The sequence below is a fragment of the Micromonospora sp. NPDC005194 genome (genome assembly GCF_040608335.1).
Classification (GTDB): domain Bacteria; phylum Actinomycetota; class Actinomycetes; order Mycobacteriales; family Micromonosporaceae; genus Micromonospora.
This window is the reverse complement of the sequence record NZ_JBEXIA010000020.1, coordinates 1-25,923: the sequence shown is the minus strand read 5'-3', so window position 1 is coordinate 25,923 and position 25,923 is coordinate 1. Positions and strand designations below refer to the sequence as shown.

At 73.1% G+C, this 25,923-nt stretch carries 20 protein-coding genes and 1 pseudogene; 15 read left to right on the top strand and 6 right to left on the bottom strand.

What is annotated here, in order from left to right; genetic code table 11:
* Nucleotides 1–527: 527 nt before the first annotated feature.
* A complete protein-coding gene (locus tag ABZU53_RS18410; protein WP_355066833.1) occupies nucleotides 528–5,300 on the bottom strand; it encodes a DEAD/DEAH box helicase in 4,773 nt (1,590 codons plus the stop codon).
* A 178-nt stretch (nucleotides 5,301–5,478) separates the two neighbouring features.
* On the opposite strand from ABZU53_RS18410, the gene ABZU53_RS18405 reads away from it, so the two are divergent.
* The 10 genes from ABZU53_RS18405 to ABZU53_RS18360 all read left to right on the top strand — a co-directional run bounded on the left by ABZU53_RS18405 (nucleotide 5,479) and on the right by ABZU53_RS18360 (nucleotide 15,771).
* Nucleotides 5,479–5,865 (top strand): hypothetical protein, encoded by a 387-nt coding sequence (locus ABZU53_RS18405; protein WP_355066832.1) that lies wholly within the window; start codon nucleotides 5,479–5,481, stop codon nucleotides 5,863–5,865.
* Between the two features lie 138 nt (nucleotides 5,866–6,003).
* Complete coding sequence (locus ABZU53_RS18400; RefSeq protein WP_355066831.1) at nucleotides 6,004–8,838, top strand: Na+/H+ antiporter subunit A; 2,835 nt, start codon at nucleotides 6,004–6,006, stop codon at nucleotides 8,836–8,838.
* A 23-nt stretch (nucleotides 8,839–8,861) separates the two neighbouring features.
* Complete coding sequence (locus ABZU53_RS18395; protein ID WP_354859968.1) at nucleotides 8,862–9,323, top strand: Na(+)/H(+) antiporter subunit C; 462 nt, start codon at nucleotides 8,862–8,864, stop codon at nucleotides 9,321–9,323.
* A gap of 19 nt (nucleotides 9,324–9,342) precedes the next feature.
* Complete coding sequence (locus tag ABZU53_RS18390; protein WP_354859919.1) at nucleotides 9,343–10,848, top strand: Na+/H+ antiporter subunit D; 1,506 nt, start codon at nucleotides 9,343–9,345, stop codon at nucleotides 10,846–10,848.
* A complete protein-coding gene (locus tag ABZU53_RS18385; protein ID WP_354859921.1) occupies nucleotides 10,845–11,450 on the top strand; it encodes a Na+/H+ antiporter subunit E in 606 nt (201 codons plus the stop codon). The genes ABZU53_RS18390 and ABZU53_RS18385 overlap by 4 nt, the downstream gene beginning before the upstream one ends.
* On the top strand, nucleotides 11,447–11,710 hold the full coding sequence (locus ABZU53_RS18380) for a monovalent cation/H+ antiporter complex subunit F (RefSeq protein ID WP_354859923.1): 264 nt from the start codon (nucleotides 11,447–11,449) through the stop codon (nucleotides 11,708–11,710). The genes ABZU53_RS18385 and ABZU53_RS18380 overlap by 4 nt, the downstream gene beginning before the upstream one ends.
* Nucleotides 11,710–12,117: a monovalent cation/H(+) antiporter subunit G gene (gene mnhG / locus ABZU53_RS18375; RefSeq protein ID WP_354859970.1), complete on the top strand. Its 408-nt coding sequence runs from the start codon at nucleotides 11,710–11,712 to the stop codon at nucleotides 12,115–12,117. The genes ABZU53_RS18380 and mnhG overlap by 1 nt, the downstream gene beginning before the upstream one ends.
* Nucleotides 12,118–12,278: 161 nt before the next feature.
* A complete protein-coding gene (locus tag ABZU53_RS18370) occupies nucleotides 12,279–13,634 on the top strand; it encodes a hemolysin family protein (protein WP_354859925.1) in 1,356 nt (451 codons plus the stop codon).
* A complete protein-coding gene (locus ABZU53_RS18365) occupies nucleotides 13,631–14,695 on the top strand; it encodes a hemolysin family protein (protein WP_354859928.1) in 1,065 nt (354 codons plus the stop codon). Before ABZU53_RS18370 ends, ABZU53_RS18365 begins: the two co-directional genes overlap by 4 nt.
* Nucleotides 14,696–14,841: 146 nt before the next feature.
* Nucleotides 14,842–15,771: a sporulation protein gene (locus ABZU53_RS18360; RefSeq protein WP_355066830.1), complete on the top strand. Its 930-nt coding sequence runs from the start codon at nucleotides 14,842–14,844 to the stop codon at nucleotides 15,769–15,771.
* A 5-nt stretch (nucleotides 15,772–15,776) separates the two neighbouring features.
* Here ABZU53_RS18360 and leuE read toward each other — a convergent pair whose 3' ends face one another.
* Both leuE and ABZU53_RS18350 read right to left on the bottom strand, forming a co-directional pair.
* The gene (gene leuE, locus ABZU53_RS18355; RefSeq protein WP_355066829.1) at nucleotides 15,777–16,448 is read right to left on the bottom strand and encodes a leucine efflux protein LeuE; all 672 of its coding nucleotides are present in this window, start codon (nucleotides 16,446–16,448) and stop codon (nucleotides 15,777–15,779) included.
* The gene (locus ABZU53_RS18350) at nucleotides 16,448–17,689 is read right to left on the bottom strand and encodes a bifunctional pyridoxamine 5'-phosphate oxidase family protein/GNAT family N-acetyltransferase (protein ID WP_355066828.1); all 1,242 of its coding nucleotides are present in this window, start codon (nucleotides 17,687–17,689) and stop codon (nucleotides 16,448–16,450) included. The genes leuE and ABZU53_RS18350 overlap by 1 nt, the downstream gene beginning before the upstream one ends.
* Before the next feature lie 34 nt (nucleotides 17,690–17,723).
* On the opposite strand from ABZU53_RS18350, the gene ABZU53_RS18345 reads away from it, so the two are divergent.
* Both ABZU53_RS18345 and ABZU53_RS18340 read left to right on the top strand, forming a co-directional pair.
* Nucleotides 17,724–19,064 carry an aminotransferase class I/II-fold pyridoxal phosphate-dependent enzyme gene (locus ABZU53_RS18345; protein WP_355066827.1) on the top strand — a complete coding sequence of 447 codons (1,341 nt, stop codon included), beginning with the start codon at nucleotides 17,724–17,726 and terminating at the stop codon, nucleotides 19,062–19,064.
* A gap of 260 nt (nucleotides 19,065–19,324) precedes the next feature.
* A complete protein-coding gene (locus tag ABZU53_RS18340) occupies nucleotides 19,325–20,029 on the top strand; it encodes a UdgX family uracil-DNA binding protein (RefSeq protein ID WP_354859940.1) in 705 nt (234 codons plus the stop codon).
* Between the two features lie 84 nt (nucleotides 20,030–20,113).
* Here ABZU53_RS18340 and ABZU53_RS18335 read toward each other — a convergent pair whose 3' ends face one another.
* The 3 genes from ABZU53_RS18335 to ABZU53_RS18325 form a co-directional block, all read right to left on the bottom strand.
* Nucleotides 20,114–21,526, bottom strand: a complete 1,413-nt coding sequence (locus ABZU53_RS18335; protein WP_355066826.1) for an FG-GAP-like repeat-containing protein — start codon at nucleotides 21,524–21,526, stop codon at nucleotides 20,114–20,116.
* Nucleotides 21,527–21,627: 101 nt separating this feature from the next.
* A complete protein-coding gene (locus ABZU53_RS18330; protein WP_354859945.1) occupies nucleotides 21,628–21,888 on the bottom strand; it encodes a hypothetical protein in 261 nt (86 codons plus the stop codon).
* Nucleotides 21,888–22,121 carry a hypothetical protein gene (locus tag ABZU53_RS18325; RefSeq protein WP_354859947.1) on the bottom strand — a complete coding sequence of 78 codons (234 nt, stop codon included), beginning with the start codon at nucleotides 22,119–22,121 and terminating at the stop codon, nucleotides 21,888–21,890. The genes ABZU53_RS18330 and ABZU53_RS18325 overlap by 1 nt, the downstream gene beginning before the upstream one ends.
* 210 nt (nucleotides 22,122–22,331) lie before the next feature.
* On the opposite strand from ABZU53_RS18325, the gene ABZU53_RS18320 reads away from it, so the two are divergent.
* The 3 genes and pseudogenes from ABZU53_RS18320 to ABZU53_RS18310 form a co-directional block, all read left to right on the top strand.
* On the top strand, nucleotides 22,332–23,303 hold the full coding sequence (locus tag ABZU53_RS18320) for a LuxR C-terminal-related transcriptional regulator (protein ID WP_354859949.1): 972 nt from the start codon (nucleotides 22,332–22,334) through the stop codon (nucleotides 23,301–23,303).
* Between the two features lie 166 nt (nucleotides 23,304–23,469).
* Complete coding sequence (locus ABZU53_RS18315) at nucleotides 23,470–25,074, top strand: FAD-dependent oxidoreductase (RefSeq protein ID WP_355066825.1); 1,605 nt, start codon at nucleotides 23,470–23,472, stop codon at nucleotides 25,072–25,074.
* A 145-nt stretch (nucleotides 25,075–25,219) separates the two neighbouring features.
* Nucleotides 25,220–25,923 (top strand): annotated as a pseudogene (locus ABZU53_RS18310) (MFS transporter); the annotation flags it as partial.

Below are 25,923 nucleotides of genomic sequence, written 5' to 3'. Positions count from 1 at the left end.
CGCCGCCGACCGCCGACTGCCGACCGCCGACTGCCGACCGCTACGGGCCTTAGCGTCGGTGGCCGGGGCATGTCTGTCTCGTGAGCGATATGACTGTGAGTCATATTTATGACTCACAGTCATATCGCTCGACGGGAGATTGGCTAGCCGGTGGGCCGGTGGGCCGGTGGGTCGATGGGCCGGTGGATCTGGCGGGCCAAGTGGGCCGGGTGGGCCGACACCGCCCGGCGCAGCATGTCGCGTGGGCCGGGTGGCCCAAGTGCCCGAAGTGGCCCAAGTGCCCGAAGTGGCCCAAGTGGCCCAAGTGGCCCAAGTGGCCCAAGTGGCCCAAGTGGCCCAAGTGGCCCAAGTGGCCCAAGTGGCCCGAGTGGGCCGGGTGGGCGCGGGCCGGGTGGGCCCGGTGGGCCGGGTGGCCCAAGTGGGCCGGGCGGGCCGGTGGGCCGGACGGGCCGGGTGCGCCGAGTGGCCCAAGCGGGCCGGACGGCCAGTGGGCCAGGTGGCCGCCGCGCTGGCGTCGCGCGGTCGGATCAGCCGCGCAGGCGCAGGCCGCGCGGGGTGGCCCGGAAGCCGGCGGCGGTCAGCGCGTCCCGCAGCGGCGAGGAGTGCACCGCCTCGCCGTCGGCCCGCTCCACCGACATCGCGCCCAACGCTCCGGAGTGGACGGCGTCGGCGAGCGCCTTGCCGGCCGCGGCGAGCATGTCGGTGTCGTCGCTGAAGGAGAGCAGGGTCCGGCCGCCGCGTTCCACGTACAACACCAGGTCACCGGCGACCTGCACCACCAGGGCACCGGCCTTGCGGCCGGCCCGGTGCCCGGTCGCGGGGGCGGCCCCGTCGCCGGAGTCGACGACGCGTTCCGGCCAGGGCAGCGCCGCGCCGTACGGGTTGGCGGGGTCGGTGGCCGCGAGGACTGTGGTCGGCCCGCTCCGGCCGCGCGTGCCGTCGGCCGGGTCGGCAAGCGCGCGGAGCCGGTCCACCGCGCCGGGCACCGCGAACTGCGCCGCGCCGAGGCCCTCGACGAAGTAGCCCCGGCGGGCCGCGCCGCGCTCCTCCAGCGCCGACAGCACCGGGTAGACGGCGGAGAACCCGCCGACCACCTGCTCGGCCATCACCGCGCCCCGGGTGACCACGCCGTGCCGTTCCAGCAGCACGTCGGCGAGGGCGGCGGCCCGCCTCGTCGGGTCGAGGTCCCGCTCGGGAAGACGCGACCAGCGGCCGGCGACGGTCGGTGGGCCGCTCCGGGTGGGCAGCGCCACCCGGCCGGGCCGCCGGTAGCGGGTGCGCGGCGCGGAGGGCCGCGACCGGTGCGCACCACCGGCGCCGAGGACCGCCCGCAGCGGGGCGAGGGTGTCGTTGGTGAGGTGGCCTGCCCAGACCAGATCCCAGATCACCCCGGTCAGCGCGGTGTCGTCGGTGGAGCCGACCCGGTCGGCCAGTGCGCGGAAGAACAGCGCCTGCCCGTCGCCGAGCGCGTCGAGTACCGCGTCGTGCAGCGGGGTACGGGTCAGCGCCTCGTCGGGCGGCGGGAGCAGCAGCGGCGCGGCGTCCGCGTACGCCAGGGTGACCCAGCCGTCGCCCCCGGAGATCGCCCCGGACCCGGCCCAGAGCACCTCACCGCTGGCGCACAGCTCGTCGAGGTGGGCGGGGGAGTAGTCGGCGACCCGGCCGGGCAGCACCAGCCGCTCCAGCGCGGACGCCGGCACCGCCGCGCCCTGCAACTGCTCCACCGTGGCGGCGAGCGCCTCCACGCCCCGGGCGGACGAGCCGACCTGCTGCCAGCGCGGCAGGAACGTGGCCAGCGCCCGGGGCGGCACCGGCTCGATCTCCCGGCGCAGCGCCGCGAGCGAACGGCGGCGCAGCATCCGCAGCACCTCGGCGTCGCACCACTGGGCGCCGGCCGTGTCCGGTGTGAACTCCCCGGAGACGACGCGGCCGGTGGCGGCGAGGCGGCGCAGCGCCTGCTCGACGACGAACACCCCGAGCCCGAAGCGCGCCGCGCAGCTCGCGGCGGAGAACGGCCCGTGGGTGCGGGCGTAGCGGGCCACCAGGTCACCGAGCGGGTCAGCCACCGGGGCGAGGTACGCCTCGGCCACCCCGACCGGCAGCGCCACGCCGAGGGCGTCGCGCAGCCGGGCGGCGTCCTCGATGCCCACCCAGCGCTGCTCGCCAGCGATGCGGACCCGCAGCACCCGGCGGGTGGCCTCCAACTCGGTCAGCCAGCCCTCCGGTACGCCCCGCTCGGTCACCTCGGCGTCGCTCAGGTCGCCGAGCACCCGCAGCAGCTCGACCACGTCCTCCGCGTCGCGCGGGCGGCGCTGGTCGGTCAGCCAGCGCAGTTGCCGATCGGTCTCGGCGAGCACCGCCGGATCCAGCAGTTCGCGCAGGTCGACCCGGCCGAGCAGCTCGCCGAGGAGGGTGGAATCCAGCGCGAGGGCGGCGGCCCGGCGCTCGGCGAGCGGGGCGTCGCCCTCGTAGAGGAACGCCCCGACGTAGCCGAAGAGCAGCGACCGGGCGAACGGGGACGGCGCGCTGGTCTCCACCTCGACCAGGCGGACCTTGCGGGCCGCCAGGTCGCGCATGAGCCCGGCCAGCGCCGGCTGGTCGAAGACGTCCTGGAGGCACTCCCGGGCGGCCTCCAGGGTGACCGGGAAGTCGGCGTACTCACGGGCGACGTCGAGCAGTTGCGCGGCGCGTTGCCGCTGCTGCCAGAGCGGCTGGCGGCGGCGCGGGTCGCGGCGGGGCAGCAGCAGCGAGCGGGCGGCGCACTCCCGGAAACGGGCGGCGAAGAGCGCGGACGTGCCGACCGACTCCTCCACGAGCTGGGCGATCTCGTCGGGTTCGAAGACCACCACGTCGGCGCCGGGTGGCTCGTCGGCGGTGTCGGGCAGGCGCACCACGATCCCGTCGTCGGAGGGCATCACCTGAGCGTCCACCCCGTACCGCTCGGCCAGCCGGCGGCCCACGGCGAGGGCCCACGGCCCGTTGACCCGCGCGCCGAGAACGCTGTGCACGGCCAGCCGCCAGTCGCCCAGCTCGTCGCGGAACCGCTCGACCACGATGGTGCGGTCGTCGGGCAGCGAGCGGGTGGCCTCCCGCTGGTCGCGCAGGTAGGCCATCAGGTTGGCGGCGGCCCAGTCGTCCAGCCCGCCGTCGCGCAGCGCGGCCAGCGCCGCCTCGTCGCTCAACCGCAGGAGGGTGCGCACCCGGGCGCCGATGGCCCGACCCAGCTCGACCGGGCGGCCCAGCTGGTCGCCCTTCCAGAACGGCATCCGGGCGGCCTGGCCGGGCGCGGGGGAGACCAGCACCCGGTCGGGTGTGATCTCCTCGATGCGCCACGACGAGGAGCCGAGCAGGAAGACGTCGCCGACCCGCGACTCGTAGACCATCTCCTCGTCCAGCTCGCCGACCCGGGCGGCCCGCTCGGCGCCGGCCAGGAAGACCCCGAACAGGCCCCGGTCGGGGATGGTGCCGCCGCTGGTCACCGCGAGGCGCTGCGCGCCGGGCCGGCCGGTGAGCAGGTCGCTGGCCCGGTCCCAGACCAACCGGGGGCGCAGCTCGGCGAACGCGGTGGACGGGTAGCGGCCGGAGAGCATGTCCAGCACGGCGTGCAGCGCGGAGTCGGGCAGCTCGTTGAAGGGCGCGGCCCGGCGGACCAGCACGGCCAGGTCGCCGACCCGCCACGGCTCCAGAGAAACCATCGCGACGATCTGCTGGGCCAGCACGTCCAGCGGGTTGCGCGGGTAGTGCAGCTCCTCGATCGCGCCGTCGGTCATCCGCTCGGCGACGACCGCGCAGGACAGCAGGTCGCCACGGTGCTTGGGGAAGACCACCCCGCGGGAGACCGCGCCCACCTGGTGCCCGGCCCGGCCGACGCGTTGCAGGCCGGCGGCGACGCTCGGTGGGGCCTCGATCTGCACCACCAGGTCGACCGCGCCCATGTCGATGCCCAGCTCCAGGCTGGAGGTGGCCACCACCGCCGGGAGCTGGCCGGACTTGAGCGCCTCCTCGATGTGCTTGCGCTCCTCGCGCGAGACGCTGCCGTGGTGCGCGCGGGCGATCACCGGCGCGGCGCCGGTGGCCGCGCCGGACTGGGCCATCACCTCGGCTGGCGCGCGACTGCTGCCCGGACCGGGCGCCGAGCCGCCGTTGGCCGGCGCGCGACTGCTGCCCGGACCGGGCGCCGAGCCGCCGTTGGCCGGCGCGCGGTTGCGGACCGGACCGGCCGGGCCACCCCACCGCTGCGCGCCGGGCGCCGGGCCGCCGTCGGCCGCCGGCTCGTCGCCCACCGACAACCCATCCGGTACGTCGATCGCGCCCACGGCCGACGCGGAGGCGATCGCGGCGGAGGCGACCTCCTCGGCGGCCAGCTCGTTGAGCCGTGCGCACAGGCGCTCGGCACTGCGGCGGGAGTTGGTGAAGACGATGGTGGAGCGGTGCTGACCGATGAGCGTGAAGACCCGCTCCTCGACGGCCGGCCAGATCGAGGCACGGCGTGGCCCGGGACCGCCGAGGGAATCCTCCGGCGGCTGCTCCTGCTCGTCGAGGCGGGTCATGTCCTCCACGGGGACCTGCACGCTGACCTCGATGGTCTTCGCCGTGGCCGGCTGCACGACGTCGACCGGCCGGGCGCCGCCGAGGAACCGGGCGCAGGCGTCGACCGGTCGGACGGTGGCGGAGAGGCCGATCCGTTGTGCCGGCGTGGGCAGCAGCTCGTCCAGGCGTTCCAGCGAGAGGGCGAGGTGGGCGCCGCGCTTGCTGCCGGCCACCGCGTGCACCTCGTCGACGATCACCGTCTGGACGCCGCGCAGCGAGTCCCGAGCGGCGGAGGTGAGCAGCAGGAACAGGGACTCGGGCGTGGTGATGAGGATGTCCGGTGGGGTGCGGGCGAAGGCCCGTCGCTCGTCGGCAGGTGTGTCGCCGGTGCGCATGCCGACGGTGATGTCCGGCGGCGTCACGCCGAGCCGGGTCGCCGCCTGCCGGATGCCGGCCAGCGGGGCGCGCAGGTTGCGCTCCACGTCGACGGCGAGAGCCTTGAGCGGGCTGACGTAGAGCACCCGGCACCGCTGCCGTGCCTCGGCCGGTGCGGGCTCGCGGGCCAGCCGGTCCAGCGACCAGAGGAAGGCGGCGAGCGTCTTGCCGGAGCCGGTGGGCGCCACGACGAGGGCGTTGCGGCCGGCGGCGACGGATCGCCAGGCACCGGTCTGGGCGGCGGTGGGCGCGGCGAAGGCGGCGTCGAACCAGGCGCGGGTGGCGGGACCGAACCCCTCCAGCACCTCGCCCTTGCCCGCGTCTGCCCCGCTCACCGGTCCATCGTGCCCCGCCGGTACGACAACGACGAGCGCCCCACGAGGGATCGTGCCGCCCTGTATGGAAATTGCGTGTGATGCGCCATTAATACGTTAAGTCTCACTTAACTGCTTGCTTGTAAGGAGCAACATAAAGTAACTTCACCCGCAACGCGAACCGGGTGGAGGGGATCGGATGGCCGGCGAGCCGCGACACGTCGAACCCGCCACCGATGTGCTGATCCGCAAGGTCGACAGTCACCTCGCCACGCTCCGCGGCGGCCTGCACGGGCCCGAGCTGGAGCTCGCCGAACGCCTCGCCCGTTGCCTGCGCGAGATGGTCGTCTCCACCGCCCAGGCCAGCGCCGCCGACCGGGGGCAGGTCCGCGTCGCCGTGCACTATTTCGTGCTCCGCCGGGAGAGCCGCGGCCGGCTGCTCTCGATGCGGTCCCTCGCTGTCGCGGAGCGGGTCGTCGCGAAGGTCGCCCGCCAGCTCGGCCGCGTCGATCTGCTGAGCGAGCTGCACCTGGAGAGCTCGGACCTCGACGACGAGCTGACCGTCGGCGACGCCCTGCTGCGCTGACCGTCGCCCGCCGACCGCACACCAGGGCTCATAGCGGGCTGATTCCGGCAAAACCGCCCGAAGGGCGGAGAACTGGCGTTCGATCGCTGCTAGGCGCCACCGCTGTACGGGCGTCGGCCACCTCGATCGGGAGTGCGGGTGCTGGTACTGCTCATCCTCCACCTCGCGGCGGCCCTCGCCGCGCCGCTGCTCGTCCGGTGGTGGGGTCCGCGCGCGTGTTATCCGCTGGCGCTCGCGCCGGCCGCCGCGTTCGGCTGGGCGCTGGCCCGCACCCCGGCAGTCGGTCACGGCGGCGCGGTGGTCGAGACGTACCCGTGGATCGGGCAGTTGGACCTGGACATCGCGCTGCGCCTCACCACGCTGTCCTGGCTCCTGACCCTGTTGATCGGCGGCGTCGGCGCGCTGGTGCTGGTCTACAGCGCCCGGTACTTCGACGCGGGCGCGCCCGGGATGGCGCAGTTCGCCGCCGTCCTGGTCGCCTTCGCCGGCGCGATGCTCGTCCTGGTCTTCGCCGACGACCTGCTGCTGCTCTACGTCGGCTGGGAGCTGACGACGATCTTCTCGTACCTGCTGATCGGGCACAGCACCGAACGCCGGTCCAGCCGGTGGGCGGCGGCGCAGGCGTTGACCGTCACCACGGCGGGCGGGCTGGCCATGCTGGTCGGGTTCATCCTGCTCGGCCAGCACGCCGGCAGCTACCGCTGGTCGGAGATCGCCACCCACCCGCTGCCCGGCGGCGGCTACCTGATCACGGCGGTGCTGCTGATCCTGGCCGGGGCCCTGTCCAAGTCGGCGGTGCTGCCGTTCAGCTCCTGGCTGCCGGTCGCGATGGCGGCGCCCACCCCGGTCAGCGCGTACCTGCACGCCGCCGCCATGGTCAAGGCGGGCGTCTACCTGGTCGGGCTGCTCACGCCGGTGCTCGCCACGGTCGGCCCGTGGCGGCCCGTGGTGCTCATCGCCGGTGTGGCCACCATGCTCATCGGCGGCTGGGCGGCGCTGCGGCAGACCGACCTGAAGCTGTTGTTGGCGTACGGGACGGTCAGCCAGTTGGGCCTGCTGGTCGCGGTGACGGGCGCGGGCACCCCGGACGCCGCGCTGGCCGCCACGGCGATGCTGCTGGCGCACGCCCTGTTCAAGGCGGCGCTGTTCCTGGTCGTCGGCGTCATCGACCACGGCGCCGGCACCCGCGACCTGCGCGAGCTGTCCGGGCTGCGGCGCTGGTCGCGGCCGTTGTTCGCGGTCGCGGTGCTGGCGGCGGCGTCGATGGCCGGCGTGCCGCCGCTGGTCGGGTTCGTCGCCAAGGAGGCGGTCTTCGCGGCGTTCACCGACGACCCGGTGCTCCTCACCGGGCTGGTCGCCGGGACGGTGCTCACCGTGGCGTACAGCGCCCGCTTCCTCTGGGGCGCGTTCGCCGACCGGCCGGGCGTCGAACCGGTCGAGCCGGTGCCGATCGCGGCGTCGATGCTGGTCCCCCCGGCCGTGCTCGCCGTCGTCGGGCTGCTCGCCGGCCCCGCCGCCGGCGTGCTGGACGGGCTGCTCAGCCCGTACGCCGAACTGCTCGGCGCGGTCGACGGGCACCTGACGCTCTGGCCCGGGCCGACCGCGGCGCTCGGTCTGTCCGTGCTGGCGCTCGCCGGCGGCGGCCTGCTCTTCGCGCTACGCGGACCGCTCGCCCCGGTGTTGGCCCGGCTCCGCGCGCCGGTCAGCGGCAATCAGGGGTACGAGTGGACCGTCGGCCGGTTCGACCGGCTCGCCATCGAGGTCACCGGCGCGACCCAGCGGGGCTCCCTGCCGCAGTACCTGGGCATCATCCTGATCACCCTCGTGCTGCTGCCCGGTGGGGCGATGCTCGCCGCCGGGCCGTGGCGGGCCGGGCTCCCGCTCTGGGACAACCCGCTGCAACCGGTGGTCGTGGTGGTGATCGCGGTGGCCGCGCTGCTCGCGGTCGGCGCCCGCCGGCGGTTGACCGCGATGCTGCTGGTGGGGATGACCGGCTACGGCACCGCCATGCTGTTCATCCTGCACGGCGCACCGGATCTCGCGCTCACGCAGTTCCTGGTGGAGACCGCAACCATCGCCGTGTTCGTGCTGGTGCTGCGCCGCCTGCCGGAGCGTTTCTCGGCCCGTCCGCTGCGCCGCAGCCGATGGACCCGCCGGGTGATCGGCGTGGCGATGGGCGTGGCGGCGGGCGGGCTCGCCCTCGTCGCGGCCGGGGCCCGTCGCGCACCGGACATCTCCGCAGTCTTCCCGGACCTGGCGGTGGGCGAGGCGTACGGCCGCAACGTGGTCAACGTGACCCTGGTCGACATCCGGGCCTGGGACACCATGGGGGAGGTGGCGGTGCTGGTGGTGGCCGCCACCGGGGTGGCCAGCCTGATCTTCGAGCGGTCCCGTACCGGGCCGCGACCGCGCCGGCCGGAGTCGGCCGATCGAGCGGCCCGGTCCGACCGGCCGGTCTGGTTGCGGGGCGGCCCGACCCTCTACGAGGAGCAGCGTTCGCTCGTGCTGGAGGTGGTCACCCGGCTGATCTTCCACACGGTGGTGCTGTTCTCGCTGTTCCTGCTCTTCTCCGGGCACAACGCGCCGGGCGGCGGGTTCTCGGGCGGACTGGTGGCGGGGCTCGCGCTGGCGGTCCGCTACCTGGCCGGCGGCCGGTACGAGCTGACCGAGGCCGCCCCGGTGGGCGCCGGCCTGATCCTCGGCGCGGGGTTGGCCGTGGCGGTGGGCTCCGGCGCGGTGGCGCTGGCGGCCGGTGGGTCGGTGCTGGAGAGCGCCAAGCTCGACCTGTCCCTGCCGCTGATCGGCGACGCCCACCTCGTCACCTCGCTGTTCTTCGACATCGGCGTGTACCTGATCGTGATCGGGCTGATGCTGGACATCCTGCGCAGCCTCGGCGCCGAGGTGGACCGGCACATCGAGGCCACCGGCACGGCGAGCGGCGGTCTGGCCGTCGACAAGGGCGGCCGGACGTGACGGCGAGTGGCCCCGGACCCACGATGGTGTTGGTGCTCGCCGTCGCGGTGCTGGTCGGGTGCGGGGTGATCCTGCTGCTGGAGCGCAGCCTCACCCGGATCCTGCTCGGCGTGATCCTGCTCGGCAACGGGGTCAATCTGCTGATCCTGCTGGGCGGCCGGTCCGGTGGCGCGCCGGTCGTGGGCACCGGGCCGGTGGACCAGATGAGTGACCCGCTGCCGCAGGCGATGGTGCTGACCGCCATCGTGATCACGTTCGGGTTCACCGCGTTCCTGCTCGCCGTCGCATACCGGAGCTGGTATCTCACCGGCGACGACGAGGTGCCCGACGACCTGGAGGACCGCCAGATCATCCGCCGGGCCGGGCGCAACGAGGTGGGGGCCGTCGACCACGGCGGCGAGGGCCCGGACGCCGACCCGGAGCAGGTCGATCCCGAGCCGGCCCGCCGACGACTCCGGCGTGGCAGAGGGGACGGGGCGCGGTGAGCGGGGCGCGGGGGACGTGGTGAGCAGGCTCCTGCCGCTGCCGGTGGTGGTGCCGCTGCTCGGCGCGGCGCTGACCCTGCTGCTGGCCACCCGGCCCCGGGTGCAGCGGGCGGTCAGCGTGCTCTGCCTGACCGTCACGTTCACCGTCGCGGTGGTGCTGCTGGTGCAGGCGTACCGGCACGGGCCGGTGGTGCTCGCGATCGGCGGGTGGCCGCCACCGGTCGGCATCGTGCTGGTGGCCGACCAGTTGGCCGCGCTGATGCTTGTGGTGTCCTCGGCGGTGACCCTCTGCGTGCTGCTGTACTCGATCGGCCAGGGCCGCAGCGAGACCAGCGAGAGCGCGCCGGTGGTCATCTTCCACCCGACGTACCTGGTGCTCACCGCGGGTGTCACCAACGCGTTCCTGGCGGGCGACCTGTTCAACCTGTTCGTCGGCTTCGAGATCCTGCTGGCGGCCAGCTTCGTGCTGATCACGCTGGGCGGCACCGAGACGCGGATCCGCACCGGGTCGACGTACGTGGTGGTCAGCATCCTCTCCTCGATGATCTTCCTGGCCGCGGTGGGGCTGGTGTACGCGGCCACCGGCACGCTCAACCTGGCGCAGCTCGCCCAGCGCCTCGACGACCTGCCGGACAACGTCCGGTTGACCCTGCAACTGATGCTGCTGCTCGCGTTCGCGATCAAGGCGGCGGTCTTCCCGCTGTCGGCCTGGCTGCCGGACAGCTATCCCACGGCCCCGGCCCCGGTCACCGCCGTGTTCGCGGGGCTGCTCACCAAGGTCGGCGTGTACGCGATCATCCGTACCGAGACGTTGCTGTTTCCGGGTGGTCAGGTCGACGGTCTGCTCATGGTCGTCGCCGGGCTGACCATGCTGGTCGGCATCCTCGGCGCGGTGGCGCAGTCGGACATGAAGCGGCTCTTCTCGTTCACCCTGGTCAGCCACATCGGCTACATGATCTTCGGGGTGGCGTTGAGCACCGCCGCCGGTCTCGCCGGCGCGATCTTCTACGTGGTGCACCACATCACCATCCAGACCACGCTGTTCCTGGTGGCCGGCCTGGTCGAGGAGCGGGCCGGCAGCACCGATCTGCGTCGTCTCGGCGGCCTGGCCCGAATGGCGCCCCTGCTCGGCGTCCTCTTCTTCGTACCGGCGATGAATCTCGCCGGGGTGCCGCCGTTCTCCGGGTTCCTCGGCAAGCTCGGCCTGCTCCAGGCCGGTGTGGCGGCCGGCGGGGCGCTGCCCTTGACGCTGGTGGCGGCCGGCACGCTGACCAGCCTGCTCACCCTGTACGTGGCCTCCCGGGTGTGGAACATCGCGTTCTGGCGGGCGCCCCGGACCGTCTCCAGCGAGCCCACCGTCCGGCTGCCCACCGTGATGGTCGGCGCGACCGCCGCCCTGGTCGCGTTCGGGTTGACGCTCACCGTGCTGGCCGGCCCGCTCTTCGACGTCACCGCCGACGCGGCCACCGACCTGCTCTTGCGTACCCCGTACGTGCGGGCCGTCCTGCCCGGTGTCGTGCCGTGACCGGCCCGCGTGCGACGACCCCGACGGGCGCGACCCCGCCGGTGCGGAGCCGGTTCGGGCGTTGGCGGGACCAGGCGTTGGCGCTCGGCTGGCTGGTGCTCGTCTGGAACCTGCTCTGGGGTTCGATCAACCTCGCCAACATCATCGGTGGCCTGCTGGTGGGCGGCGCGGTCCTGGTGTTCTTCCCGCTGCCGGCGGTCAGCTTCGGCGGCCGGCTGCGGCCGGGTGCCCTGGTGGCGTTCGCGGGCCGGTTCGCCGTCGAACTCGTCAGCGCGAGCCTGCACATCGCCCGGATCGCCGTGCAACCCGGCTACCGCCCGCGCGGGGCGATCATCGCCGTGGCGCTGCGGGTTCCCACCGACCTGAACCTGGCGCTCACCGCCGAGGCGGTCTCGCTGGTGCCGGGCACGCTGATCCTCGAGGTGGACCGGGAGTCGGCGACGCTCTACCTGCACGTGCTGGACACCCACGGGCCGGCGGACCTGGCCCTCTCCCGGGAACGCACCCTCGACGTCGAGCGACGGATCGTCCGGGCGGTGGGCAGCGCCGCCGAACTGCGCCGCGTCGGGCCCCATCCCGTCGAGAAGGGAAACTCCCAATGATCACGTTCCTGGCCGTCGTCCTCACCACCCTGCTGTCGGTGACCGCGCTGCTCGCGCTGATCCGGCTCTACCGGGGCCCCTCGCTGCTGGACCGGGTGATCGCGGCGGACATGCTCCTCGCCACCATGGTCGGCGCGGTGGGCGCGGAGGCGGCGGTCAACCGGCACGCCACCACGCTGCCCGTGCTGGTGGTGCTCTCCCTGCTCGGTTTCGTCGGCTCGGTGTCCCTGGTCCGCTTCGCCGTGCGGGAGCAGGCGTGATGGTGGCGACCGGCGGACACTCGGCGGCCGGTGTGCTCGCGACGGCTGCCGACTGGCTCGGCGCCGCCTGCCTGGTGACCGGCGCGCTGCTCGCCCTGTCCGCCGCGATCGGTGTGCTGCGCTTCCCGGACGCCCTGTCCCGGATGCACGCGGCCACCAAACCCCAGGTGCTGGGAGTGCTCCTGCTGCTGCTCGGCATCACGCTACGGCTGCGGTCCGCGGCCGACGTCGGCACGATCCTGCTGGTGGCGGTCTTCCAGTTGGCCACCGCGCCGGTCGCGGCACAGATGATCGGCCGGGCCGCGTACCGGTCCGGCCGGTTCGACCGCGGCCTGCTCGACGCCGACGAGTTGGCCGAGCGCCCGGCGGGCGGCGGACCCGGCGACGGCCGCGCCCGGCCGGAGTGAACCGGACGATCGACGCCTTCGGCCCACCCTCAGCGGAGTCCCAGGCAACGCCGATAAAATAGCGGCATGATCGACTCTTCTGCCCAGGAGGGCAGCAGTAGCCAGCCGGGTCGTGCCCGGCATATTCCCGTCCCGACGGCCCCGGGAGCCCTGAGCGACCCGTGTTGATCGTCGTCGGCCTTCTCTTGATCATCCTGCTCACTGCCGCCACCGGTTACTTCGTGGCGCAGGAGTTCGGCTATGTCGCCGTGGACCGGGGCAAGCTGCGCCAGCTCGCCGACGACGGCGACCAGGCCGCCGCCCGGGCCCTCACCGTCACCAGCCGGCTCTCCTTCGTGCTCTCCGGTGCGCAACTAGGCATCACCGTCACCGCCCTGCTGGTCGGCTACGTCGCCGAGCCGTACCTCGGCGGCGGCCTCGCCGACCTGTTCGGCGTCGCCGGTCTCCGCGAGTCGGTCAGCCTGCCGCTGTCGGTGGCGCTGGCCCTGGTCATCGCCACCGTGGTGCAGATGGTCCTCGGCGAGCTGGCCCCGAAGAACCTCGCCATCGCCCGAGCCGAGTCACTCGCCCGGGCGCTGAGCCGGTCCACCCTCCTCTACCTGGCGATGGCCGGGCCGGTGATCCGGCTCTTCGACCGCGCGTCGATACGCCTGCTGCGCCGGGTCGGCATCGAGCCGATCGAGGAGCTGCCCAGCGGCGCCACCCCCGCCGACCTGGAACAGATCATCGCCGAGTCCCGCGAGGAGGGCAGCCTGGACGCCGAGATGTCCACGCTGCTCGACCGCGGGCTCGACTTCCGCGAGCTGACCGCCGGCGAGGCGATGGTGCCGCGCGTCGACGTGCACACCGTCCGGGCGCAGGAGCCGGTGAGCCGGGTGGTCGAGCTGCTGGACACCGGCCACTCCCGCTTCCCGGTGCGGGGTGCCGAGGGCGTCGACGACCTGATCGGCATCGTCGGGATCGCCGAGGTGCTCGGCGTACCGCCGGGGGAGCGGGCCACCACCCCGGTGAGCGCGGTGGCGGGGCCGCCGCTGCTCGTGCCGGAGACCCTGCCCCTGCCCACGGTGCTGGACCGCCTGCGGTCCGGGCACCGGCAGATGGCCTGCGTGGTGGACGAGTACGGCGGCTTCGCCGGTGTGATCACGCTGGAGGACATCGCGGAGGAGCTGGTCGGCCCGATCCGGGACGAGGACGACCCGCCGGAGCGCGCCCCCGCGCGGCAGGACGACGGCTCGTGGGTGGTGCCGGCCCGCTGGCGGATCGACGAGGTCGCCGACAGCACCGGCATCGCGCTGCCCGAAGCCCCGGAGTACGACACGCTGTCCGGGCTGGTCATGCGCGAGCTGGGCCGGGTGCCGGAGGTCGGCGACCGGCTGGAGATCAGCCTGCTGCCCGAGGGTGCCGAGGTCGAAGACGGTGAGGCGGAGCCTCGGGCCCTGGTCGAGGTGCTCGCCGTGGACCGGCACGTCGCCGACTCGGTACGGCTGCAACTGAGCACGCCGGGGGTGACCGCGTGAGCCCCGGCATCGCGTTGTTCAGCTCGGGGGTCCTGCTGGCGCTGAACGGGTTCTTCGTGGCCGCCGAGTTCGCCCTGGTGGCCAGCAAGCGGTACCGGCTGGAGCAGGCGGCGGCCAGCGGCGGCCGGGCGGCCCGGGCCGCGCTGGACGGTGTCCGCGAGCTGTCGCTGATGCTGGCCGGGGCGCAGCTGGGCATCACGCTGTGCACCCTGGGGCTCGGCGCGCTGGCCGAACCGGCGATCGAGCACCTGATCAGCCCGCTGCTGCACGCGGTGGGGCTGCCCGACGCGGCCAGTCACGTGGTCGCCCTGGTCTTCGCCCTCGCTCTGGTGACCTTCCTGCACCTGGTGGTGGGGGAGATGGCGCCGAAGTCGTGGGCGATCACCGACGCCGAGCGTTCGGCGACGCTGCTCGCGCTGCCGTTCCGGGCCTTCGCCCGGGTGTCCCGGCCGGTGCTGTCGGCGTTGAACGCGCTGGCCAACGCGATCCTGCGCCTGGTCGGGGTCAACCAGCAGGATCAGCTCGCCCAGGTGCACGGCCCGGACGAGCTGCGGATGCTGCTGGAGCAGTCCCGCGAGCACGGGTTGCTCGGCGCTGAGCAGCACCAGCTGCTCACCAGCATGCTGGAGTTGCAGGGCACGTCGGTGGCGCAGGTGATGGAGCCGTTCGCCACCATGGTCACCGTCCGGCGCGACGACCCGGCCGAGCGGATCGAGCAGGTCAGCCGGGACAGCGGCCGGTCGCGGCTGGCGGTCCTGGACTCCAGCGGCGACGTCTGTGGCCTGGTGCACGTCCGGGAGGCGGTACGGGTGGTCACCACCGGCCGGGCCGCCACCGCCGGGGAGCTGATGACGCCGGCTTTCACCCTCCCGGCGACGTCCTCGGTCACCGAGGCGGTGGCCGCGATGCGCGCCCGGCAGTCCCAGCTCGCGCTGGTGCGCAACGGCGGTGGTCCGGCCCGCCCGATCGGCTTCGTCGCTCTGGAGGACCTGCTGGAGGAGGTCATCGGCGAGTTCGACGACGAGACCGACACGGTGCCGCGGGGCCGGCGGTTGCGGTGAGGCGCACGCCGACCCGACCGCGCTGCTGCGGTGCGGCGGGTCGGCGCGTCAGCATCCGGTCGAGGCGGCGGGCGTGAGGTGACCGCGACCGGGTAGGCGCGGTCGGTCCGGGGCCAGGGGGGCCTCGTCCCGCGAGGGGGCGCGCGGTGCGGTTGACGGGGGTGTCTCGGGACTCCGGCTGGACCGGGCTGTCCGTGCGGACCACGCTGCCGAACCCGAGCACCCGTCCGGGCCTGCGTCTGCCGGGGCGGGTGACCCTCGCCGCCGGGCCGGACGACGTGCTCGTACGCCACATCCGGCTCGGCCTGGTCACCACTGTCGAGCCGGACGACCCGGCCGCGCCCCGGCGCCTCGTGCAGTTCTTCTCGCTGCCGATCGCCGGGCGGTTCGTGGTGCCGGCGGGTCGCCGGCGGGCGGTCGACTTCGCGTTGCCGTTGCCGTGGGAGATCCCGGTGACCACGTTCGGCGGGGTGCCGTTGCTGAGCCTGCGGATGGGTCTGCGGACCGAGGTGTCCGTCGACCCGGATCTGGACCAGGGGGCCATGGTGCCGGTCCTCGTGCACCCGATCCCCACCCAGCAGCACGTGCTGGCGGCGCTGGACACGCTCGGCTTCATGATCCGCCAATCCGGGTTGCAGGAGGGCGGGCTGCCGGGGGTGGAGCACACCCTGCCGCTGCACCAGCGGTGGGGCTACTGGGTGGGCCCGCTCTACGCCGGCCCGATCACCGAGCTTGAGCTGATCTTCGTGACGAACTCGGCGGGCCTGGAGGTGATCATGTGGCTGGACCGTCGGCTGTCGCTGGCCGGGATCACCCACCAGAGCATCAGCCGGTTCCGGGTCTGGCACGCGGACGCCGGGCAGCGGGACTGGGTCGCCACCGTGGACGGCTGGCTACGTCAGGCGATCAACCGGCACGCCGCGGCTGCCGCGCACGCCGACTGGTCCGCCACCATCAGCCGGTCCGCCCATGTCAGCCGCCACCCCGACCAGCCGATCAAACCCGGTTACGGGCTGGGCGGCACGGCCGGAAGCGGAGGCGTGGGAGGCGGCTCCGGCGGCGGCGACGGCACCTGAGGGGGTCAGCCGGCGCTGGCGGTGGCGAGCTTGAGGCTGAAGGCGAGGAAGAGGGCTGCCACTGCGGTGGTGCCGCCCACGGCGAGGCGACGCCGTTGGCGGAACTGGGCGGCCAGGAACGTGCCCGCGAAGATCAGCGCGGTCAGGTAGAGCGCGCTGGTGACCTGGGCGATCAGGCCGAGCATCAGGAACGACAGCGCCGGCCAGGCGTAGTCGGGATCGACGAACTGGATGAAGAACGAGATGAAGAACAGGATCGCCTTCGGGTTCAGCAGGCTGATCACCAGCGCCTTGCGGAACGGGCTGCGCATCTGCGCCGGTTCCGCGGCGTCGATGAGCCGCGGCGTGTCCGGGTCGTTGCGGTCGCGCCAGCGCCGCCAGGCGCCGCGCAGCATGGTCAACCCGACATAACCGAGGTACGCGGCACCGGCGTACTTGACCACAAGAAAGACCGGCGGGTACGCCTTGAGCAGCGACGCCACCCCGGCGGCGGAGAGGACCATCAGCACCGCGTCGCCGACCCACACCCCGCTGGCGGCCCGGTAGCCGACCCCCACGCCCCGCTTGGCGGCGGTGGACAGCACGAAGAGCGAGTTCGGTCCGGGTAGCAGGATGATGGCCACGGTGCCCAGCACGTACGTCCAGATGTCGGTGATCCCCAGCACGCCCGCCATCATCACGCCACCGACGCCGTCCGCAGAAGTCTTTCCCGCAGCCTGGCCTGTGCGTTAGGCCACTCGTCGACGGTCATCGCGTACTGCACGGTGTCCCGCCACGAGCCGTCCGGACGCTGGCAGTGCATCCGCAGCACCCCCTCCCGGGTGGCGCCGAGTCGTTCGATGGCCGCCTGCGAGCGGACGTTGCGGATGTCGGTGTGCCAGACGACCCGCACCGCGCCCAGGTCGTCGAAGGCCCGGCCGAGCAGCAGCAGCTTGGCCTCGGTGTTGATCCCGGTACGCCACCACGGCCGGCCGAGGAAGGTGTACCCGATCGCCACCGACCGTCGTTCCGGGTTGATCTCGTAGTAGGACGTGGTGCCGACCACCGCCCCGGTCCTCGCGCAGCGCTGCACCCAGGGCGCCCGCTCGCCGCGCTGCTGTGCGGCCAGCGCCGCGGCGACCACCTCGGCGGTCCCGGCCGGCTCGGTGGGCCGGGTAACGGTGAGGTGCCGCCAGACGTCGTCGTCGGCGGTGGCGCTGTGCAGGTCGTCGGCGTGCGCCAGGTCCAGCGGCTCCAGCAGGACGTGTTCGCCGCGCAGTGATACCGGGTCGTGCCAGGGCGTGCGGGCCGTCCGCAGGTACGCCGGCAGGGGCGCGGTGACCCCGGCGGCGGGTTGCGGCAGGCCGGCGGTCAGCCGCAACGGCAGTACGCCGGCCCAGTGCGGCAGGTGCAGGTCGGCCTCGTCCTCGCGGACCCCGCCGGTGCGGGACCGGATGGACACCTCCCGCAGCGGCAGGGCCAGCACCGCGGTCTCGGCCAGCTCGCGACGGTTCGGCGGGCGGCTGTCCGTGCTGCGTCCCGCGCCCACCTTGTCGACCAGCGCGGTGAGCATGGCGCTCTTCTCCTGCTCGTCGGTGACCAGCCGGGCGGTGCCGAGCGCGACCACCGAGCGGTAGTTGGCGCTGTGGTGGAACTGCGAGCGGGCGTAGACCAGGCCGTCGAGCAGGGTCACCGTGACGCAGACGGGCAGCCCGTCGCCCCGGGCGGCGAGCAGGGGCCGGCTGCCGGTGGACCCGTGCAGGTAGAGGGTGTCGCCGATGCGCACGTGCAGGGTGGGCAGCACCCGGGGCTCGCCGTCGACGGTGAAGCCGAGCGCGCAGTGGTACGCCTCGTCGAGCACGGCGTGCGCCGCCTCCCGGTCGTAGCTCATCCGGTCGCGCGAGCGGGTGGGAGTGGTCCGGGCGGTGGGTGGATACATGCGCGCCCCTTTGTTCTAGTACAATCTCCTGTTTGTGTCAGCACGCTATCAGTTCAGCGGGACGACGGCCGTCGCGATTTCGGCCAGCATCGAGTCGGGAATCCGTACCGGCGCCCTGCCACCCGGCGCCGCCCTGCCGCCGGTGCGGGCCCTCGCCGCCGAGCTGGGCGTCAGCCCGGCCACTGTCGCCCGCGCCTATCGGGAGCTGCGCCAACGCGGCGTGCTGGCCACCGCCGGCCGCCACGGCACCCGCGTCCGTCCGCGCCCCCCGGTGGCCGCCCGCCGCTCCGTGCTACGCCCCGCACCGCTGCCGGACGCCCGCGACCTGTCCCGGGGCGAGCCCGACCCCCGACTGCTGCCCCCGATCGGCCCGCACCTGGCCGCGCTCGCCGCCGACGCGGGTCCTCCGGTCGGCTACTCGCAGGCCGGCGTGCTCCCGGAGCTGGCCGAGGCCGCCCGCGCCCGGTTGAGCGCCGACGGCGTACCTGCCGGGGACCTCACCCTCACCGGCGGCGCGCTGGACGGCATCGAGCGGCTGCTCGGCGCCCACCTTCGTCCCGGTGACGCGGTGGCGGTGGAGGATCCCGGCTGGGCCAACCTGCTCGACCTGGTCGCCGCGCTCGGGCTGCGGCCGATCGGTGTGCCGCTGGACGACGAGGGTCCGCTGGTGGCCGGGGTGGCGGCCGCACTGAGCGCCGGAGCACGGGCGGTGGTGATCACCAGCCGGGCGCAGAACCCGACCGGCGCCGCCGTCTCCGCCGCCCGCGCCGAGGAGCTGCGCGCTCTGCTCGCCGGCCGACGGGACCTGCTGCTCATCGAGGACGACCACGCCGCCGAGCTGGCCCGCGTACCCCTGCATTCGCTCGCCGGCGTGACCGGAAGCTGGGCCTTCGTGCGGTCGGTGAGCAAGCCGTTCGGCCCCGACCTGCGGCTGGCGGTGCTGGCCGGTGACGAGACCACCGTGGCCCGGGTGACCGGCCGGACGCGGGTCGGCGCCGGCTGGGTGTCCACCGTGCTGCAACGGCTGGTGCTCGCCCTCTGGGGGGACCCGGCGGTCGACGAGCTGGTGCGGCGGGCGGCGCAGAGCTACGACCTGCGGCGCGAGGGCCTGTTGGCCGCGCTCGCCGAGCATGGCCTGACCGCGCACGGCCGCAGCGGCATCAACGTCTGGCTGCCGGTGCCGGACGAGACCAGCGCGCTGACCGCGTTGCGGGACGCCGGCTGGGCGGTGGCGCCCGGCGCCCTCTACCGGATCGCCGCCCCGCCCGCCCTGCGCATCACCGTCAGTTCCCTGGACGTCGAGGAGCTGACCCCCCTGGCCGCCGCCCTGGCCCGCGCCATCCATCCCTCTCCTGAAATGGGCTTCTCCACCTGACCTGCGAGCGGGGGTATCACGGCGATTCGGAGCGATTGGGGCGGGTATGCGGGCCGCCGGAGGTGCCTGATCATGGCTGCAGGTGGGAACCGCAAGGGGCTGTGGATCGCGATCGCGATCGCCATCATCGTGATCATCATTGTGCTGATCGCCATCGCGTCCGGTGGTGGCGGGGGCGGCAACGGCTACTGACGCGGCCGGGCCGCGCCCACCCGGGGCGTACCCGGCAGGCGATACCGAACGGGTATATAACAGTCGGCATGGCCGAGCAGACCGACAGCGCTCCCGGCGCCCAGCGGTTCATCCCGCCCGACGCCGACACCATCGACGAACTCCGCGCGGCGTCGGGTGGCTGTCGGGGCTGCGAGCTGTACCGCGACGCCACCCAGACCGTCTTCGGCCGGGGGGACGAGAGCGCCCGCGTGGTCCTCGTCGGCGAGCAGCCCGGCGACATGGAGGACCAGAAGGGCCTGCCCTTCGTCGGCCCCGCCGGACGGCTGCTGCGCCGCGCCGTCGACGACGCCAAGCTGGACCCGACGCAGCTCTACCTCACGAACGCCGTCAAGCACTTTCGTTTTGAGGCGCGCGGCAAGCGGCGCATCCACCAGACCCCGGACCAGGTGCACATCACCGCGTGCCGGCCCTGGCTGGTGGCCGAGTTTGCCCGGCTGCGCCCGGAGATCGTCGTCGTGCTCGGCGCCACCGCCGCCAAGGCGCTGCTCGGCCCGTCCTTCCGGGTGACGAGACAGCGCGGCGAGCTGCTGCCCTGGCCCGCGTCGGCCCAGCGCCCAGAGGACTTCCAACGGGTGCCGGTGGACGACACGGGGAAGCGGGCCGACGCGCCGCCGGCTCGGTTGCTGGCCACCATCCACCCGTCCGCGGTCCTGCGCGCCGACGACCAGGACAAGGCGTACGAGGGACTGGTCGCCGACCTGACGGTCGCCGCCCGCGCCCTGCCCGCCTGACCCAGGTGTTCCCGCCGGTGGTCGGGCGGTGCCCAGGCAACGCCGACGCGCCCGGCCAGAGGCCGGGCGCGTCGACTGAGGGTGTCAGATGATGCTGTTGAAGCCGCCCCAGCCGCTGCCGATCTGCTGGTTGCCGCTGAAGGGGACGCCGTTGTCGCGTTCGATGTTGTTGGGGTACAGCAGGAGGGCACCGCTGGTCGTGCGGCCCACCAGGTCCGTGTAGCCGTCACCGGTCACGTCCGCGCCGACCAGCGTGTCGAAGCCGCTCCAGCCGCTGCCGATCTGCCGGTTGCCGCTGTACGGGACCCCGTTGTCGCGTTCGATGTTGTTCGGGTAGAGCCACAGGGTGCCGTCGGTCTTGCGGGCCACCAGGTCGGTGTAACCGTCGCCGGTCACGTCCGCGCCGACCAGCGTGTCGAAGCCGCTCCAGCCCTGGCCGATCTGCCGCGCCGACGAGCTGCTGTACGGAGTGCCGTTGTCGCGTTCGATGTTGTTCGGGTAGAGCCACAGGGTGCCGTCGGTCTTGCGGGCCACCAGGTCGGTGCAACCGTCGCCGGTCACGTCCGCGCCGACGATCCGGTCGAACCCGCCCCAACCGCTGCCGATCTGCCGCGACGCGCCGCTGCTGTACGGGGCGCCGTCGTCACGAACGATGTTGTTGGAGTACAACAACATCGTTCCGTCTGACTTGACGGAGATCAGGTCGGTGAAGCCGTCACCGGTGACGTCGGCGTTGATGATCCGGTCCGCGCTGCTCCAGCCGCTGCCGATCTGCCGGGACGAGCCGCTGCTGTACGGGACGCCGTTGTCGCGCTCGATGTTGTTCGAGTACAGCCACAGAGTGCCGTCAGTCTTGCGGGCCACCAGATCGTGATAGCCGTCGCCGGTCACGTCGGCGACCCCTGGGTCCTTCACCGGAGCCTGGCCGCCGGTGGTGATGTTGTTGTAGCGGCGGGCGACGTAGTTGCTGGCCGGGTGCGAGTCGATGAGACCGTCCCCGCCGCCGCTGAGCGTCTCGGTGTCGATCTTCACCGGGGTCGATCCGAAGGCGTAGTACTCGAACGTGCCCGTCGACTGGTTGATCCAGCGCTTGAAGAGGATGACGTGCTGGCTCGCCGAGTTCAGGATGTCGCCCGGCTGGAGGTCGCTCTTACTGATCTGCTTCGACACCGTGTACATGTTGTAGGTCGTCTTCGACGTCGAGAGGTGCCAGGCCATCGAGACGAACCCGGAGCAGTCGGTGCGGTAGTTCTTGCCGTTCTCGTCGCGGTAGTAGCCGCCCTGGCTGTAGGGGATGCTGCCGCGATTGTCGTACCAGTACTTGGCGCGGCTGAGCACCTCGGTCGGACTGATCGACCCACCCACGCTGGAGTCGGCGAAGGCTGCCTCGGGACTGCTCGCCAGCACCGTGGCGACGCCCCCGGAGAGGCCGGCGCCGGCGGCGAGTGCCACGCCGAGCGCCATTGTGGTCAGGCGACGAATCGCATTTCGTTGCATGGTGTTCCTTTCTGATTAATTCCGATTTCAAGGCAGGTTTGTCCGTCCGCCGAACGGTATCCGTCGGCGGAGGCGGGAAAATTGAACAGGTGATGCCGTGGTCAGACGATTCGCCACGGGCCGAGCAGTGGGCTGCTGGCGATTGTGCGGTCGACGACGCGGCGCAACGTCACGGCGGCTGCCGTCGGATCGTCGGTGTCCACGAAGGCCAGGATGTCGGCGCTGTCCGGGCCGGCGCGGACTCGAAGGTGTTCGATACCGCTCCCGGCCGTGGCGTTCACGTGGATCAGATTTCGCAGCGTCGCCGGGTCGATGGCGGCCGTCGAGGTGAGCGGGGCGATACGGATGTGCGTCACGATCATCAGGACCACTCCGACGGGTCGACCGGGGGCGGCGAGCCCCAGCCAAATCCCTGGCCTCCGAACTGGCCGGTCGAGGCGTCCTGTGCGGGACCACCCCAGCCGAACCCCTCCGCGAGCGCCGCCATCGCACCCGGTTCCGAGTTCAGGATGATCGCGAGGGCGAGGGCGAGGCCGAGTGCGAGAATGGCGATCGAGGTACGGTAATTGGCATTGATAAAAGTGGTTATGCTCATTGACGTCTCTCCTGTGCTTGGAATGTCGATTCCGGAGGCTCCGTGGTCGTTGTCGCCGCCGTGAGAGAAGCATCGCGGGCCCACGGTGCCCTGTCACCAGGTTCGGCCTGGCGTGACCCCGCCCGGCGGGACCACGCCAGGTGCGGAACGGGTCCACGAGAACGCTCGATACGCGGCAGAATGTCGATTGGTTCTACCGGGGGAGGGGTCATGTTCGACCTGCTGGGACTGTCCGCGCAGCATGAGGCGGTCTATCGCGCCATGCTGCAGTGTCCCGACCTGAACGTCGCCGGCCTGTCCGATCACCTCGGCGTCTCGCCGGGGGAGGTGACGGCGGCACTGGACGTGTTGGCCGACCTCGCACTCGTTCGGCTCGACTCCCTGGGCGATCACGCCCGGCCGGTGCGACCGCAGGCCGGGTTGATGGCGCTCCTGACCAAGGTGGAGGCCGAGGTCGCGGTCCGGCAGCGGCAGGTCGAGGCGACCAAGGCCGCCATCGCCGCCATCGCGACCGCCCACGACGACTACCACCAGGTGGCGGAGGGGCGGTTGCTCGCAGGGGTCGACAGCGTCCGGGACCGGCTTGCCGAGTTGGCCGACACCGCCCGCGCCGAGTGTCTCTCCTTTAGCAGCGGCGGCGCACAGAGCCCGGACACGCTCGAGGCGGAGGCGCCGCTCGACCAGCAGGCTCTGCAGCGGGGTGTCCAGATCCGCAACGTCTATCAGGACAGCTTCCGCAACGACCCCGGCACCCTCGCGCACGCCCGCTGGCTGGCCGGCCTCGGTGGGCAGTCACGCACGACGCCGACGCTGCCGATGCGCATGGTCATCGTCGATCGGGAGGTCGCACTCGTGCCCATCGACCCGGCCAATCCCCGGCAGGGTGCACTGGAACTGCGCAGCCGCGGGATTGTTGCCGGGCTTATCGCGCTCTTCGAGCAGGTGTGGCACGCCGCGACTCCGTTCGGCGAACAGGCGGCGGCCGACGAGCAGGGTCTCACCCGGCAGGAACGCGAGCTGCTGCGGCTGCTCGCCGCGGGGCACACCGACGAGTCGGCGGCCCGCAAGCTCGCAATCTCCCTGCGCAGTGTGCAGCGCATGATGACGTCCCTGACCGAGCGGTTGGGCGCCGCCAGCCGATTCCAGGCCGGCGTGCAGGCGGCCAGCAACGGTTGGGTGTGAGGGGGCGGTACGGCACGGTCGTCGGCTCGGCCGGTAGCGAGATCGGTGACAAAAACCGCCACCGCCGGCGGTCGGTGAGGTGATACCTACCGGAAACGGCGTTGCGTGATCCGCGTAACAGGTCCTCTGCAGACTCACGTGAGTCGATCTTGTAGGGGAGGCGTTCATGAGCGATCAGACGCAGTCGACGGTGAGTCGGCGTGGGTTCCTGCGCGCGGTCGGGATCAGCGGCGGTGCCGGTGCGATGCTCGCCACGATGGGAGCCATGGGTCTCGCGCCCAGCGCCGACGCGTCGGTGACCCCGGCGTTCCGGGCGCCCGAGCCGTCCGACTTCACCCTGACCGGCCGGCCGGGGGCCAGTGTCGTCGTGCTCGGCGGTGGCATCGCGGGGCTCACCACCGCGTACGAGCTGGGCAAGGCGGGTTACCACTGCACGGTCCTGGAGGCGCGCCACCGCGTCGGCGGGCGGAACCTGACCATCCGCGGCGGCGACGTCGAGACCGACCTCGACGGGCACACCCAGCGGGCCGGCTTCTCCGACGGCGTCTACTTCAACGCCGGGCCCGGCCGGATCGCACAGTGGATGCTCACCATGGACTACTGCCGGGAACTCGGCGTACCCATCGAGGTGTTCACCAACCAGAACGCCGACGCCTGGATCTACAACGAGTCCGCCGGGATGACCGAGCCGATCCGGTACCGCACCGCCAAGGCCGACGTGTACGGCTACGTCTCGGAGCTGCTCGCCAAGGCCACCGACCAGGGCGCGCTGGACGCGCGGCTCACCACCGAGGACCGGGACCGGCTGCTGTCGTTCCTGCAGGGCTTCGGCGCGATCGGCGGGCGTGCCAACGACTGGGCGTACGCCGGGACCAACCGTCGCGGCTTCTCCGCGTACCCCGGCGCCGGCAACGACGTGGGGACGCTGCTCGGCGCGCCGCCAGCGCTCTCCGACGTCTTCGCCAGCAACGTGGGCCGGTACTTCTCCTTCGAATTCGGCTACGACCAGGCGATGCTGATGTTCCAGCCGGTGGGCGGCATGGACCAGATCCCGCGTGCCCTCGCCAAGGCAGTGGGCGGGCACCGGATCCGACTCAACGCCGAGGTGACCGGAGTGACCGACCGGGGCGGCCGGGTCGAGGTGACCTATCGGCAGGGCGGCCGGGAGTCGCAGATCGCCGCCGACTACTGCGTGGCGGCGCTGCCGCCGCACCTGATGGCCCGGGTGCCCCACAACCTCGGTGCCGGGGTGACCGCCGCCCTGGCCGACTTCCCGGTCACCGCCGCCGGCAAGATCGGCCTGGAGTACCGCAGCCGCTGGTGGGAGACCGACCAGCGGATCTACGGCGGCATCACGGAGACCGACCTGGACCTGTCGCACATCTGGTACCCGTCCTACGGCTTCCACGGCAAGCGTGGCCTGGTCGTCGGCTACTACAACACCGGGGCGAACGCCAGGGCGTACAGCGGGCTCACCCCCGAGCAGCGCCGGGAGCGCGCGGTCAGCCAGGGGGTGAAGATCCACGGCGACAAGTACCGCAGCGAGCTGGTCACCTCGTACTCCCACGCCTGGGACCGGACCCGCTACATCGAGGGCGCCTGGACCTCGCCCCGCTACGGCACCGCCGGATACAACCTGCTGCTTCAGCCGGCCGGGCGGGTCTACTTCGCCGGGGACTGGCTGAGCCACGAGGTGGCCTGGCAGCACGGGGCGTTCGTGGCGGCCCGTTCGGCGGTGTCGTCCCTGCACCAGCGGGTCATGGCCGGCTGACCGACGGGCCCTCGCGAAGATCCGCACCGCGGAGATCCGCGCGGGCGCGGCGAGGCGGCCCGGCGGGCGGGGCAGCCCGGCGGGGGCGTCGGGGTTCGGGGTGGGTGCGCGAGGATGAGGTCACCCCCGTCCTCAAGGAGCGCCGATGGCCACCGACCTGACCGAGCCGCGTACCGGCGGCGCCGGGCTCGACGTCGCGCCGATCCAGCGGCGCACCATGCGGCTGCTCTTCACCACCCAGATCATCGGCGGCGTCGGTGTGACCATCGGCATCTCCGTCGGCGCGCTGCTCGCCGCCCGCATCGCCGGTACCGCGGTGGCGGGCGTCGCGCAGAGCGCCGGGGTGGTCGGTGCGGCGCTGCTCGCCGTCCCGGTCACCCGGATCATGGCGCGGCACGGCCGTCGTCCCGGCCTGGTGCTGGCGTACACCGTGGGCGCCGTCGGCGGCGTCCTGGTGGTGGTGGCGGCGGCCACCCGCTCGGTGCCGCTGCTCTTCCTCGGCATGCTGCTCTTCGGCGGTGGCACCGCCGCGAACCTGCAGGCCCGCTACACGGCGGTGGACCTCGCCGAGCCGACCCGTCGAGGGCGTCAGCTCTCGCTGATCGTCTGGGCCACCACCATCGGGGCGGTGGCCGCGCCGAACTTCGCCGCCCTGGCCGACCGGGTCACCACCGGCTGGGGGCTGCCGCCGCTGGCCGGCCCCTTCGCGTTCAGCGCGACGGCATTCGTGCTGGCTTCCGTCGTACTCCTCGGGTTGCTCCGCCCCGACCCGTTCCTCACCGCGCGGCGGCTCGCGGCGGCCGACGCGCCACCGACCGCCGTCGGGCCGCCCGCCGACGCCGCGCCGGC